General features: G+C 60.9%; 14 protein-coding genes. 1 reads left to right on the top strand and 13 read right to left on the bottom strand.

All coding sequences use genetic code 11. The features are described from left to right. The first annotated feature begins 51 nt into the window (after positions 1–51). A complete protein-coding gene (locus AAC029_RS09995) occupies positions 52–1,503 on the top strand; it encodes a serine hydrolase domain-containing protein (protein WP_339747034.1) in 1,452 nt (483 codons plus the stop codon). Between the two features lie 24 nt (positions 1,504–1,527). Here AAC029_RS09995 and AAC029_RS10000 read toward each other — a convergent pair whose 3' ends face one another. Genes AAC029_RS10000 through AAC029_RS10060 form a run of 13 tightly spaced genes read right to left on the bottom strand, consistent with a single transcriptional unit; the run spans position 1,528 to position 13,611 of the window. Further along, positions 1,528–1,872 (bottom strand): DUF1467 family protein, encoded by a 345-nt coding sequence (locus AAC029_RS10000; protein WP_339747036.1) that lies wholly within the window; start codon positions 1,870–1,872, stop codon positions 1,528–1,530. Further along, entirely contained in the window at positions 1,869–2,288 is a 420-nt protein-coding gene (gene mce / locus AAC029_RS10005) for a methylmalonyl-CoA epimerase (RefSeq protein WP_339747038.1), read from the bottom strand. Before mce ends, AAC029_RS10000 begins: the two co-directional genes overlap by 4 nt. Positions 2,289–2,298: 10 nt before the next feature. Further along, positions 2,299–3,915 carry a ribonuclease J gene (locus AAC029_RS10010; protein ID WP_339747041.1) on the bottom strand — a complete coding sequence of 539 codons (1,617 nt, stop codon included), beginning with the start codon at positions 3,913–3,915 and terminating at the stop codon, positions 2,299–2,301. 47 nt (positions 3,916–3,962) lie between these two features. Then, positions 3,963–4,739, bottom strand: coding sequence for a type III pantothenate kinase (locus tag AAC029_RS10015; RefSeq protein ID WP_339747043.1), 777 nt, complete (start codon positions 4,737–4,739; stop codon positions 3,963–3,965). Between the two features lie 2 nt (positions 4,740–4,741). Further along, entirely contained in the window at positions 4,742–5,494 is a 753-nt protein-coding gene (locus AAC029_RS10020) for a biotin--[acetyl-CoA-carboxylase] ligase (RefSeq protein ID WP_339747046.1), read from the bottom strand. A 3-nt stretch (positions 5,495–5,497) separates the two neighbouring features. Beyond that, complete coding sequence (nuoN, locus tag AAC029_RS10025; RefSeq protein ID WP_339747048.1) at positions 5,498–6,940, bottom strand: NADH-quinone oxidoreductase subunit NuoN; 1,443 nt, start codon at positions 6,938–6,940, stop codon at positions 5,498–5,500. A gap of 10 nt (positions 6,941–6,950) precedes the next feature. Continuing rightward, entirely contained in the window at positions 6,951–8,465 is a 1,515-nt protein-coding gene (locus AAC029_RS10030) for an NADH-quinone oxidoreductase subunit M (protein WP_339747050.1), read from the bottom strand. 1 nt (position 8,466) lies between these two features. Further along, the gene (gene nuoL / locus AAC029_RS10035) at positions 8,467–10,563 is read right to left on the bottom strand and encodes an NADH-quinone oxidoreductase subunit L (protein WP_339747052.1); all 2,097 of its coding nucleotides are present in this window, start codon (positions 10,561–10,563) and stop codon (positions 8,467–8,469) included. 7 nt (positions 10,564–10,570) lie between these two features. Further along, on the bottom strand, positions 10,571–10,879 hold the full coding sequence (nuoK, locus tag AAC029_RS10040) for an NADH-quinone oxidoreductase subunit NuoK (RefSeq protein ID WP_339747324.1): 309 nt from the start codon (positions 10,877–10,879) through the stop codon (positions 10,571–10,573). Next, positions 10,879–11,490 (bottom strand): NADH-quinone oxidoreductase subunit J, encoded by a 612-nt coding sequence (locus AAC029_RS10045; protein WP_339747054.1) that lies wholly within the window; start codon positions 11,488–11,490, stop codon positions 10,879–10,881. The genes nuoK and AAC029_RS10045 overlap by 1 nt, the downstream gene beginning before the upstream one ends. Before the next feature lie 42 nt (positions 11,491–11,532). After that, entirely contained in the window at positions 11,533–12,021 is a 489-nt protein-coding gene (nuoI, locus tag AAC029_RS10050) for an NADH-quinone oxidoreductase subunit NuoI (RefSeq protein WP_339747057.1), read from the bottom strand. Positions 12,022–12,026: 5 nt separating this feature from the next. After that, positions 12,027–13,106, bottom strand: a complete 1,080-nt coding sequence (gene nuoH, locus AAC029_RS10055) for an NADH-quinone oxidoreductase subunit NuoH (protein WP_339747059.1) — start codon at positions 13,104–13,106, stop codon at positions 12,027–12,029. 4 nt (positions 13,107–13,110) lie between these two features. Then, positions 13,111–13,611: a heme-binding protein gene (locus tag AAC029_RS10060; RefSeq protein ID WP_339747061.1), complete on the bottom strand. Its 501-nt coding sequence runs from the start codon at positions 13,609–13,611 to the stop codon at positions 13,111–13,113. Between the last annotated feature and the right edge of the window lie 14 nt (positions 13,612–13,625).

The raw sequence follows: 13,625 nt of genomic DNA on the forward strand, positions 1-13,625 counted from the left end.
AGCTTTTGGCCCTGTTCGTAGTTTGAGATTCCGCTGATGAAAAACCGCTCAATGCCGAGGCCTGCAATCATCGGGCTCGCCCTCCTCGTCGCCTGCACGCTTGCCGCCTGCGACAGTCCGAACAATGCCGGGCCGAGCGACCCAACCGTCGATGCCGGTCGGCACGCGATTGAAACCCAGCTGGTGCCTACAGTCACCATTGCGGGCGATGACGCCTCGGACCGGGGGATTGAAGACCAGCTGGCCGCCTATGATGTGCCGGCGGTATCGATTGCGGTGGTGCGTGATGGCGAGATCGCTTGGGCAGCGGCCTATGGCGCTGATGTCGATCCGGCCAGCCTGTTCCAAGCCGCTTCACTCTCCAAAGCGGTGGCGGCAGCGGGCATTCTGGCGCTGGCGCGCGAGCGTGGCTTCGACATTGATGCCGATCTGACCGGCCAATTGGGCAGTTTCGATCTCGCGGCGATAAACCCTGAGGGCCGAACGGTTTCCTTGCGTGGGCTGTTGTCACACACAGCCGGCGCCACCATCCACGGCTATCCCGGCTATCCGGTTGGAACACCGCTACCGGACACGTTGGAAATTGTCACAGGGGCACAGCGAACCAATACACCGGCGGTCGCGATCGATTTCGATCCCGAGCATCCCTGGCGCTATTCCGGCGGTGGCTATGAAATCGCCCAGCTGTGGGCAGAACAGGCCTCGGGCGAGGATTTTGCCGCGCTGATACAACGCCTCGTGCTCGATCCGGTCGGTATGAGTTCGAGCAGTTTCGCACTGAACGGGCCAGACGGCATCGCCGAGGGCCGAATTGCCCGCGCCCATGGCTGGAATGGTGAGCCGATTGACGGTGGTTGGCATCTTTACCCCGAACAGGCCGCCGCCAACCTCTGGACCACGCCGAGCGACTATGGCCGCTTCCTGATCGCACTGATGGCCGCCTCTGATGGTGCGCAGGATCGCGGCATCGATCCCGAGATCGCGCACGAGATGACCACGGCCATCAGCGATGATTACGGATTGGGAATCGGGACCAGCATCCATCTCGGCGAACGCCGCTGGGACCATAGCGGCAGTGCTGAAGGTTATCGGTGCAATCTGATCGCCCTGCCGTCCCGCGGCGACGCGATTATCGTCATGACCAATGGCAATAACGCCCAGCATTTAATCCCGGACATCAATCGGACGGCCGAAATCGCCTATGACTGGCCGCATGATCCACCGCGCACCGAGTCACGCTTTGATATGCCTGCCGCCAGGCTGGCCGAGATTGCCGGGAGCTACACCACTGGCGGCAATGCGCAGCCGATCATGCAGCTGGATATCGCGAGTCGCGATTTGCGCGGCCTGTTCGGCGGCTATGTTCATTTCCGTCTGGTGCCGATCAGCGCGGACCGTTTGGTTGACCCGGTCGACGGCCAGGATTTTGTGTTTGCGCTCGAAGATGGCGTGATGGTCGCGCGCGCGGATGGGCAAGTCTTTAGCCGCCTGCCCGACGAGTGATTGGCGTGGCCGTGCCTTGAGGCGCTAGCCCCACCGCCCGCCATGCGGGGTGAGCTGCGCCAGCACGCCGCTCTGCATCAAGATGAAATAGGCGATCCAGACGACCGAAGTGATCGTGGTCGTCCACCACAGCTTCTTGGCCAGATTTGGCCGGGTCGGTGCGCCCGGCTCGGTGCCCGCGACGACATCACCATCCTCAGTCTGACTGGTGACGCCAATCGGGAGCATCGGAAACAGCATGACCCACCAGATTAGAAGAAACACCACGACGCCATTGGCGATGCCGACGCCGCCATCGCGAATAAAAAAGCGCGACAGCCATAGCAGGCCAGCCAGGGCGACCGCCCCACGGGAGAACCAACGCATCATCGGACCGGCTCCTGCATCAACTCAATCAACAGACCACAGCTATCCTTGGGGTGGATGAAGATCACCGGGACGCCATGGGCGCCGATATAGGGCTCACCGGTGCCGAGCACCGTCGCGCCCTTGGCCCGCATATCGTCGCGCGCCGCAATGATGTCGGGCACTTCGAAACACATATGGTGCTGACCGCCCTTGGGATTGCGCTCGAGGAATTTGTGCACCGGGCTTTCCGCACCGAGCGGTTCGAGCAGTTCGATCTCGCTATTGGCCAGCTTGATAAAGGCGACCCGAACACCGAGATGGGGAAAGTCCCGCGTCGCGGTGGCTTCGCTGGCGCCATACATCCCGGCATAGGTCTGCTTGGCGGCTTCGATATCGGGCACTGCGACCCCGACATGATTGAGACGTCCGACCTGCATCCCCAACTCCCTAGACCGCTAGAACCATCACATCGACCATAGGCTTCTTGCCCCAGATGCCCGATGCCGTGCGCCGCACGGCGCGACGGATTTCCTCTTCCATCTGATCCTCATCGCGTTTGACGCGAGGATGCAGTTTTTCGAAACATTCCTCGGCGGAGGTTTCCAGTGCATCGAGGAAATCATCGATCGAAAAATCGGCGCTCTCGGCCAGACCAGCCTGCTTGATATCGGGGCCGGAAATCAAGCGGCCCTTACTATCGACCGCCAGCGCCACGACGATATAGCCGGCCGTTGCCAGCTTGCGCCGCTCGCGCATCGAGGTCGCATCAGCCGGAGTGAGGAATTTGCCGTCGAGATGTAGACGCCGTGCCGGGGCCTCGTCGATGATGGAAGCAGTGCCGTCGGAGCGGATCTCGACCATATCGCCATTGCGCACGGAGACCGAATGCGGCACCTGCAGCTTGCGTGCATAGGCGGCGTGCTCAAGCAGGTGGCGGCGTTCGCCATGCACCGGAATAGCGACGCTCGGCTTGGCCCAGGCATACATCTGCGCCAACTCACCACGGCATGGATGGCCAGAAACGTGGATCGGGCGGTCGCGCTCGGTGATGATCTCGACGCCCTTCTCGGCCAGCTGGTTTTGCAGCTCGAAAATCCCGACTTCATTGCCCGGTATGACCCGGCTGGAGAAGATCACGGTATCGCCCTTGGTCAGGGTGACATTGCGGTGATTGCCGGCGGCGATGCGCGACAGCGCCGCGCGCTCCTCGCCCTGGCTGCCGGTGCACAAATAAGCGATGCGGTTCTTCTGATAGGTGACCGCTTCCTCTTCGTTGACGAAATCCTGGACATGCGACAGCATGCCGACGGCCTTGGCGGCGGCGGTCATGCGGTGCATGGAGCGGCCCACCAGACAGACGCGGCGGCCATTGGCCTCGGCCGCCTCGATCGCCGATTGCAGGCGCGCGACATTGGACGCAAATGCGGCAATCGCAACGCGGCCCTTATGCTCGCCGATCACTTTGATCAATTCGTCGCGCACGCCCGATTCCGAACCGGATTCGCCCTCGGAGAAGACATTGGTGCTGTCGCAAATCATTGCGAGGACACCTTCCTCGCCCAGCGCCTTGATCGCGGGGATATCGGTGGCTTCGCCGATCAGAGGATCGGGATCGATCTTCCAGTCGCCGGTGTGCAGGACAAGCCCGGCGGGTGTGCGGATCGCCAGACCATTCGGTTCAGGGATGGAATGGGTCAGCGTGATCATCTGGCAATCAAATGGGCCGACATTGAAACGGCTGTCGAGCCCAACCTCGTGCAAGGTCACGGCGTCGAGCAGACCATGCTCGCGCAGGCGGTCACGCACCAGCCAAGCGGTGAAGGGGGTTGCCCAGATTGGACAGCGCAGCTTGCGCCAGAGATGCGCCACAGCGCCCATATGGTCTTCATGGGCGTGTGTCAGCACCATACCGACGAGATCGCCGCGACGTTCCTCGATAAAGGCCGGGTCGGGCATGATCAGATCGACGCCGGGGGTCGATAGATCCCCAAAAGTGACGCCGCAATCAACGATGATCCATTTGCGGTTCTCCTCCGGCCCGTAGCCGAAGAGATTGAGATTCATGCCAATTTCATTGGATCCGCCCAGCGGCAGAAAATACATACTATCGGTCAATTGGCACCGCCATTGAGTTTCCAGACCTCCAGCAGGCCTCGGATGGTAAGATCGGGATCGTAATGCTCGATCGTCCGGGACGCGCCTTCGAAGAGCGAAACTACGCCGCCCGTTGCGATCACCGTCATGGGCTGGCCATACTCACACCGGAGCCGTTCGACAAGCCCGTCAATGAGATCGATATAGCCCCAGAACACCCCGGACTGCATCGCGCTGACCGTATCCTTGCCCATAACGTGGTCCGGCTTGGCGATTGCGACGCGTGGCAATTTGGCTGCCGCGCCGTGCAGGGCTTGCATGGACAGGTTGATGCCGGGTGCGATGATACCGCCTTCAAACGCACCGTCGGCGGCGATGACATCGAAGGTGGTCGCCGTGCCGCTATCGATCACAATCAGGGCACCGGGATAGCGCGCCCGAGCGCCGAGCGCGTTCACAAGCCGGTCGGCGCCGGCATCCTGCGGTCGTTCGAGTCGGACCTCGATATCGAGCCTGATGCCGGGTTCGCCGACGATCATCGGCTCGCATTCGCAATAGCGGCGCGCCAGGTTGCGCAGATTGAATAGGGCCTGAGGCACCACGGTCGATATGACGCAGGCATGGATATCGGAAAACTTGAAGCCACGCAGCGCCATCAGCTGGGAGAGCCAGACGGCGTACTCGTCGGCAGTGCGTGTACTTTCCGTGCCGGCGCGCCATTGCGCGACCCAGTCATTGCCATCGTGGATGGCGTACAAAATATTGGTATTACCGCAATCGATCGCGAGCAGCATGTCTAGCTCTCCTCTCCCGGGCCTGGGAAAAACACTTCGCCCGCCGAGATATACCTGTGCTGACCCGAGGCCAAGTCGAGGCGCAGCGCACCGTCCGGCCCGAGGTCGCCGAAAACGCCGTCGAGGGTCTCATTGGGCAGGCGGACGACGCAGCGTTCGCCCAGTCCGTGGGCGCGGGTGAGCCAGCGATCACGAATGGCGCCAAAGCCGCTTTGCATCCAGTGTTGGAACCCGGATTCAAACGCACCCGCCAACAGCGACAGCGCCGCCTCACGGTCAAGGCTCGCACCCGCTTGGCTCAATGCGACCGCTGGCCGTTCGGTATCTTGAGGCGCTGCGACCAGATTGATTCCGACCCCGATCGCCAGCCACAACCCACCCCCGGGTGCGGCGCCGGATTCGAGCAATATGCCTGCAACCTTATGGCCATCGACGAGGACATCATTGGGCCATTTCAGCCGTGTGCGGGCGACATCTCCCAGAGCCGCATCGCAGACGGCGGCAACGGCCAGCGCCGTGACGAAGGAGAGCTGGGCCACCTGCGCGGGCGGGCGGTCAATAACGTAGAGCCCGCTGGCGAAGAGATTGCCGTCAAGGCTTTGCCAGGCGCGACCCCGGCGTCCCCGGCCCGCCGTCTGTCGCCGCGCCGCAAGCCAGAGCGGACCGCACTCACCCGCCAGCGCGCGGGTGCGCGCCTCGGCATTCGTCGACCCGGCTTGCTCCAGCCATTCGACGCGGGGCGCGGAGGCGGCCAATGTTTAAATCAGCTGGAGGCCGACGCTATAGGCCCGGTAGACCAGCCAGCCCAAGGCTGGCAGCAGGAACAGGGTCGACCAGCCGGCCACGCGTGTGACCCAATAAATACTCATCGCCGGCCGCACGAAGGTCACCTCCGGCGGATCGAACCACATCACCTTGACGATGCGCAGATAATAGCCCGCGCTCACGACGCTAAACAGGACGGCGAGGACGGCCAATATAATCAGGTCGGACTGGACGGCGGCGAACACGACGAAGAATTTGCCGAAGAAGCCAACGAAGAATGGCAAACCACCAATCGAGAACATCAACGCGGTCAGTGACCAGCCGAGCCCCGGATTGGTTTGCGCCAGACCGGCCAGATCGGATATCTGTTCGACTTGGCCCTCACGGGTCCGCATCGCCAAGATGGCGCTGAATGTGCCGATCACGGAAATCATGTAGAGCGACATGAAGATCAGCAAAGCCCAGACGCCGGTCTGGCTGGCGGCGGCGATGGCAACGAGGCCATAGCCCATATTGCCGATCGAGGAATAAGCCATCAGGCGTTTGAAGTTCTGCTGCGTCAGAGCGCCAAAGGCACCAACGCCCATCGATAGCACCGCAATGATCCAGATCACGTCACGCCACTGATCGATCATGCCGCCAAATGGCTCCAGCAGGAAGCGGGCCAGCAAGACGATGGCCGCCATTTCCGACGCCGTTGCGAACAGGGCGGTGACCGGCGTGGGTGCGCCTTCATAGACATCCGGCGTCCACATGTGGAAGGGCGAGGCAGAGAGTTTGAAGGCCAGGCCACAAATCACGAAAACCATGCCGAAAATCAGACCGATGGACGGCTCACTACTGGCGGCGATGGCAATCTCGTTAAAGCCTGTTGCGCCCGTGAAGCCATAGATCAGCGACGCGCCATACAGCAGAAGGCCTGAAGCGAGTGCCCCGAGGACGAAATATTTCAGACCGGATTCAGAGGCCCGCAGACTGTCGCGATTGAAGGCGGCCAGGACGTAAAGCGCCAGTGATTGCAACTCGATGCCCATATACATCGTGATCAGATCATTGGCCGAAACCATGATCACCATGCCGGTGACGGCGAGTGCGAACAGGACCGGGAATTCGATCTTGGAGAGCTTTTCCGATTCCAGATAGGGCAAGGCCACCAGCAGGGCGAAGGCGGCGGTCAATGCGATCGCCACCTTGGCATACTTCGCCAGCGGATCGAGCACGAAGACGCCATTGAAGGCTTGGCCATTATCACCGGTCAGGAAGAGCGCGGCGAAGCCGGCCCCGAGCAAGAGCGCGATGGTGAGCAGGTGCACCAGGCGTGCCGTGCCCGGCCCCTTGAGGAAAATGCCAAGCATCAAAAGCGCCATGGCGCCGCCGGCCAACATCAATTCCGGTGTCAGGAGCGACAGGTCGTGGGGAAGCATATCCGCGGTCATGTCAGGCCTCTCACTGAGCCGTTGCGGCGATGGCCGCATCAAAGTTGGAAATCAGCGCATCGACCGACGCGGCCGTGATATCGGTCACCAAGGTCGAACTGACGCCGAGCAGAAGCGTCATGATGATCAGCGGCACGAAGATGATCCATTCCGTGCGGTTGAGATCGGTCATCGTGTCGATTTTCGGATTGGTGATCTCGCCAAAAACGACGTCGCGATAGACGGTCAGCATGTAAACCGCCGACAGGATAATCCCGACCGCGGCGCCGGCACCGACCCACCAGGCATACTGGTAGCCACCGATCATCGTCATGATTTCGCCGATGAATCCGGATGTGCCCGGCAAGCCGACATTCGCCATCACGAACAGACCGAAGATCGCCGCATAGACCGGCATCTTGTGAACGACACCGCCATAGAAGGCGATTTCGCGGGTATGCATTCGGTCATAGATCACGCCGACGCACAGGAAGAGCGCTGAGGAGATGAAACCGTGCGAGATCATCTGGAAGATCGCGCCCTGTACGCCGAGCATATTCATCGAGAACAGGCCCAGTGTCACAAATCCCATATGCGCGACGGAGGAATAGGCGATCAGCTTCTTCAGGTCCGTCTGACGGAAAGCGACCAGGGAAGTATATATGATCGCGATCAGGGAGAGGACAAACACCATCGGGGCAAAATAGGCCGTGGCATTGGGGAACATCGGCAGCGAGAAGCGCAAAAAGCCGTAACCGCCCATTTTCAATAGCACACCGGCCAGAATGACCGAGCCGGCGGTCGGAGCCTGAACGTGGGCATCGGGCAGCCAGGTATGCACCGGCCACATGGGCATCTTGACCGCAAACGAGGCGAAGAAGGCCAGCCAGAGCCAAGTCTGGGCTTGCGGTGAAAAGCTGGTTTCGAGCAGGACGGTGATGTCGGTCGTGCCAGCCTGCATGAACATATAGATCATCGCCACCAGCATCAGCACCGAGCCGAGCAGGGTGTAGAGGAAGAATTTGAACGCGGCATAGACCCGGTTCTGGCCGCCCCAGACGCCGATGATCAGGAACATCGGGATCAGGCCGCCTTCGAAAAACACATAGAAGACAACGAGATCGAGCGCGCTGAACACGCCGAGGATCATGGTTTCCAGCAGCAGGAAGGCGATCATGTAATCGGCGACGCGCTTTTCGATCGCGCCCGAGGCGAGGATACAGATCGGCATCAGGAAGGCCGTCAAAAGCACGAACAGCACCGAGATGCCGTCAACGCCCATGCGATAGCCCATGCCGATTTGTTCAAGCCAAACAACCTCATGCACGAATTGGAAGCCGCTCACTGCCGGGTCGAATTCGAACATCATCACGACGGCGAATGCCAAGGTGACGAGGGTCGTCACCAGGGCGACGAGACGCGAATTCCGGTCGATCAAAGCCTGGTCTTCCGGACGCGAGGCGAACCGGAAAACAGCAATGATTACAGCACCGATAGCGGGCGTAAAGGTCAGTATCGACAGGAAGGCATCGAGCTCGGAAAACATGCTATTGGCCTCCTGAGGTGGCGAGAATCCACAGGGTCAACCCGAGAACGCCAATCAGCATCACGAATGCGTAGTGATAGAGAAAACCGGTCTGGCCCTTGGACAGGCGCTTGGCGGCGGCAAAGGCCATGCCGGCAAAGCCGTTTGGACCAAATCCATCGATCACACGGACATCGAAGAACTTCCAGCACACATCGCCCAAGCCTTTGACACCTCGCACGAAAATGAAATGGTAAATCTCGTCGACATACCATTTATTGTAGAGAAGCGAGTGGATCGGACCGCCACGCGCGGCGATGCGGGCGCCCATGCCGACATTGATCAGATAGGCATAGATCGCGGCCAAAAAGCCAATCAGGGTAACAACAAACGGCGCCAGGATGACCCAAACCGGTGGATGTTCTTCACCGGACGCGTGAGCCTCTCCCTCAGCTGCTGCTGGATGCGCGTTAGCTGACTGTTCAACGACTACTGCCTCACTGATCGCTGCCAGCTCGGCATGGCCATCGCCATCGGCTCCGGCCACAGCCGGTCCATGGACGGCTCCGGGCAGGCTTTCATTCCAGAAATGCGCCGAATTGGAGCCGATGAAATCATTCTTCATCAGGCCGCCGGCGAAGATCGCACCGATCGCCAGCACGACCAGCGCCCCCATCATCGACCAAGGCGGATCATGGGCGTGATCGAAGGTGTGCTTGTCACCGCGGAAGGTGCCGTTGAAGGTCATGAAGATCAGGCGCCAGGAATAGAAGCTGGTCAGCAGCGCCGCGATAACGCCGACCCAGAAGGCGAGCGTGCCGAAGGCGATGCCCTGCTGGCCGGCCATATAGGCCCCTTCGATGATCGCATCCTTGGAGAAGAAGCCGGCAAAGCCGAGATCCGGCAGGAAGCCGACCCCGAGGGTCGCAAATGGCAGGCCGACCCCGGTCAGGGCGAGTGTGCCGACCAGCATCATGATCCATGTCGCGGGCATCATCTTGTAGAGCCCGCCCATTTTTCGCATGTCCTGCTCATCGTGCAGGCCGTGGATGACCGAGCCGGATCCGAGGAAGAGCAGCGCCTTGAAGAAGGCGTGCGTGAACAGGTGGAACATGGCAGCGCCATACAGGCCAAGCCCGGCGGCGAAGAACATGTAGCCCAGCTGTGAACAGGTCGAATAGGCGATGACGCGCTTGATGTCATTCTGGGCCAGACCGACGGTCGCGGCGAAGAAGGCCGTCAGCGCCCCGATCACGGTAATGAAGGCGGAGGCGTTCGGTGCCGCTTCGAAAATCGGGAAACAGCGGCAGACCAGGAAGACGCCGGCGGTGACCATGGTGGCGGCGTGGATCAGCGCGGAAACGGGCGTCGGGCCCTCCATCGCGTCGGGCAGCCAGACGTGCAGGAAGAATTGCGCCGATTTACCCATCGCGCCGATAAACAGCAGGAAGGCGATCAGCTCGATGGCCGGGAGGTCCATGCCGGCAAAGGCGAGCGTGGTGGTGGCGTGATCGCCGACCTGGCTGAACACATCGTCAAAGCCGACCGAACCGAACACGAGGAAGAGCGCCATAATGCCGATGGCAAAGCCGAAATCGCCAACCCGGTTGGTGACGAAGGCCTTGATCGCGGCGTCATTGGCCGACTTCTTCTTGTACCAGAAACCGATCAGCAGATAGGAGGCGAGACCAACGCCTTCCCAGCCGAAGAAGAGCTGCAGGAAATTGTCGGCGGTGACCAGCGCCAGCATGGCGAAGGTGAAGAGCGAGAGATAGCCGAAGAAGCGCGCCCGGTGCGGGTCGTGCGCCATATAGCCCCAGGAGTAGATATGGACCAGCGAGGCAACGCTGGTGACCACGACCAGCATCACCGAGGACAGCGTGTCGAGCTTGATCGCCCAGCTGACGTCGAAAGCGCCAACCGACATCCAGGTCGCCAGCTGAATGGTCTGGGTATTGCCGCCATAGGCGACGTCGAAGAAATTCAGGATCGATAACAGGGCCGAGAGCACGACAAAGCCGGTCGTGACGATCTGGGCAAAGCGATGCCCGACATAATTGCCCAGCAGGACCGCGAAGGCCGCAGCGAACAGCGGCCCGAAGACGATGAGTTCTGCCATAATCCCCTTAGCCCTTCATCAGATTGGCGCCCTCAACCGAGATATCACCCCGGTTGCGGAAGTAGACGACGAGAATGGCGAGACCGACGGCGGCCTCGGCCGCAGCCACGGTCAGCACAAACAGGGCGAAGACCTGCCCGGTGAGATCACCGAGGAAGCTGGAAAACGCCACCAGGTTCACATTCACCGCCAGCAGGATCAGCTCGACTGACATCAAGACGACGATGACGTTCTTGCGGTTCACGAAAATCCCGAACACGCCAATCGTGAACAGGATCGCCGCGACGGCGAGATAATGTCCCAGACCGATATCGATCATTCGCCAATCCCCTGTCCTGGTTTGATGTCGAGCAATTCGACGGCTTCTTCGGCGCGGCGGCCAACCTGGGCCGTCACATTCTGGCGCTTGACGCCGGACTTGTGCCGCAGGGTCAGCACGATGGCGCCGATCATGGCGACCAGCAGAACCAGGGCCGAGGTCTGGAAGAAGAAGATGTAATCATCATACAGAATCTGCCCGAGCGCTTCGATATTGGACATGCCATCCGGCGTCGCGGCGGCGCGCAGCGATTGCGCTTGCGGCGAGGTCTGCCAGGTCAGGGCGATCATCACCAGCTCACCGGCGAGGATCAGCGCTACAATCGCGCCAAGCGGCAGATAGCTCAAAAAGCCCTGCTTCAGCTCGGTGTAATTGACGTCGAGCATCATGATCACGAACAGGAACAAGACCGCGACCGCGCCGACATAGACAACGACCAGCAACATGGCGAGGAATTCCGCCCCGAGCAGGACGAAAAGGCCCGCCGCCGAGAAGAAGGCGAGGATCAGGAATAAGACCGACCTGACCGGATTGCGCGCGATCACGACCATAAAGGCCGACGATATCAGCACTCCGGAAAAGGCCCAGAAGGCCAGTGTTGCGAGCATAGCGCCCTCTTCCGTTCTCTTGCTTCTCAGATAACGGCCGTATCAGCGATACGGCGCGTCGAGTTCCAGATTCTTGGCAATTTCCCGTTCCCAGCGATCACCGTTGGCGAGCAGTTTTGCCTTGTCGTAATACAGTTCTTCGCGCGTCTCGACGGCGTATTCGAAATTCGGCCCTTCGACGATGGCGTCGACCGGGCAGGCTTCCTGGCAATAGCCGCAATAGATGCACTTGGTCATGTCGATGTCGTAACGCGTGGTGCGGCGCGAGCCGTCCTCGCGCGGTTCCGCTTCGATCGTGATGGCCTGGGCCGGGCAGATCGCTTCGCACAGCTTGCAGGCAATGCAGCGCTCTTCGCCATTGGCATAGCGGCGCAGCGCGTGCTGACCGCGAAAACGCGGGCTGAGCGGTCCCTTTTCGAAGGGATAGTTGAGCGTCGCCTTCTTGCGGAAGAAATACTTCATCCCGACGTAGAAAGCGGCCCAAATATCCATCAACAGGACACCGCGTACAGTTTGTTCGATACGGCCCATGACGATTATCCCTGTGCCCCGAAGGTGATGTAGGCCCCAACCAGCGCGACGGCGGCCAGCACGGTCGGCAGGAAGATTTTCCAGCCCAGCCGCATCAGCTGGTCATAGCGATAGCGCGGCACGATGGCCTTCACCATGGCGAACATGAAGAAGAAGAACACGACCTTGATCGCGAACCAGAAGAAGAACCACAGGTGCGAGACCATGTAGGGCCAGGCGCTGGTATCCAGCTCGATCGGCGGGTTCCAGCCGCCAAAGAACAGGATCGTCGTCATCGCACACATCAGAACGATGTTGAGATACTCGCCGATCATGAACAGCAGATAGGGCGTTGAGGAATATTCGGTCTGATAGCCAGCCACGAGTTCCGATTCCGCTTCCGCCAGATCGAAGGGCGGCCGGTTGGTTTCCGCCAGCGCCGAAATGAAGAAGATCACCGTCATCGGGATCATCACCAGGAACATCGGCCAGCCGTGTTCAAACAGGGCGCGCCCGGCCAGCACATTCCAGTTCCAGAATCCGCCCGACTGGGCTTCGACGATCACGGTCAGATTCATCGAGCCGGCAAACAGCAGCACGGTGACGATCACGAAGCCGATCGAGACTTCATAGGAGACCATCTGGGCCGCCGAACGCAGGGCGGCGAGGAAGGGATATTTCGAGTTGGAAGCCCAACCGCCAATGATGACGCCGTAAACGCCCAGCGAGGACATGGCGAGCAGGTAGAGAATGCCGACATTGAGGTCGGAGATCACCCAGCCCGGCGCCACCGGCACCACGGCCCAGGTCGCAAAGGCGAGGATCAGCGTCAACAGCGGCGCCAACAGATAGAGCGGCCGATCAACGCCAGCCGGAATGACGATTTCCTTGAACACGAATTTGAAGAAATCGGCGAAGGATTGCAGCAGGCCAAAGGCGCCGACCACGTTCGGGCCCTTGCGCATCTGCACCGCCGCCCAGACCTTGCGGTCCATCAGCAGCAGGAAGGCCAGCGAGATCAGCAGCACGATGGTGAAGCCGAGGATCTGCAGCACCGCCATGCCGAGGCCGCCCCAGAAGCCGAATTGGGTGATGAAATCAGCCATGCCTCTACTCCGCCCCGCCCCGGTTATAGGCCAACCCGGCCGCTTCAACGCCCGCCATCGCGCAAGCCTCGTCATCGGCCCCGCTGCCGCCTGACGCACCGACGCCGCCGAGCAACACGCCATCCGCGGTGAAGATAGGCACACCGCCCTGCAGCACCGACATGCCCGGCACCTGATAGATCGCAGGCTCTTCAATCGCTTGCGCGGCGAGATTGGCCGTGCTTTCGCCAACGCCGGCGGCCGTGCGCCCTTTCAACTGGGCAACATTGAGCGAGACCGGGATAGCGCCGTCCATGCGCAGCAGCGCCTGGAGATTGGCCGACTGGTCAAACACGGCGACGGTCATCGGTACATTGTGCTCGCCCGACCAAGCCTGACAACCAGCGACGATAGCACTGGCCGAGGCCGCATCCAGGCCCGAACGCGCCGTCTGTGCAGACGCGGCAGGCACGGCGAGACCAAGACCGAGTACGGCCAGGCTCAGGACTGTCTTGCGAAAGCTCATGCTGCGCCCCTGTC

This window comes from uncultured Maricaulis sp. (genome assembly GCF_963975345.1).
Taxonomy (GTDB): Bacteria; Pseudomonadota; Alphaproteobacteria; order Caulobacterales; family Maricaulaceae; genus Maricaulis.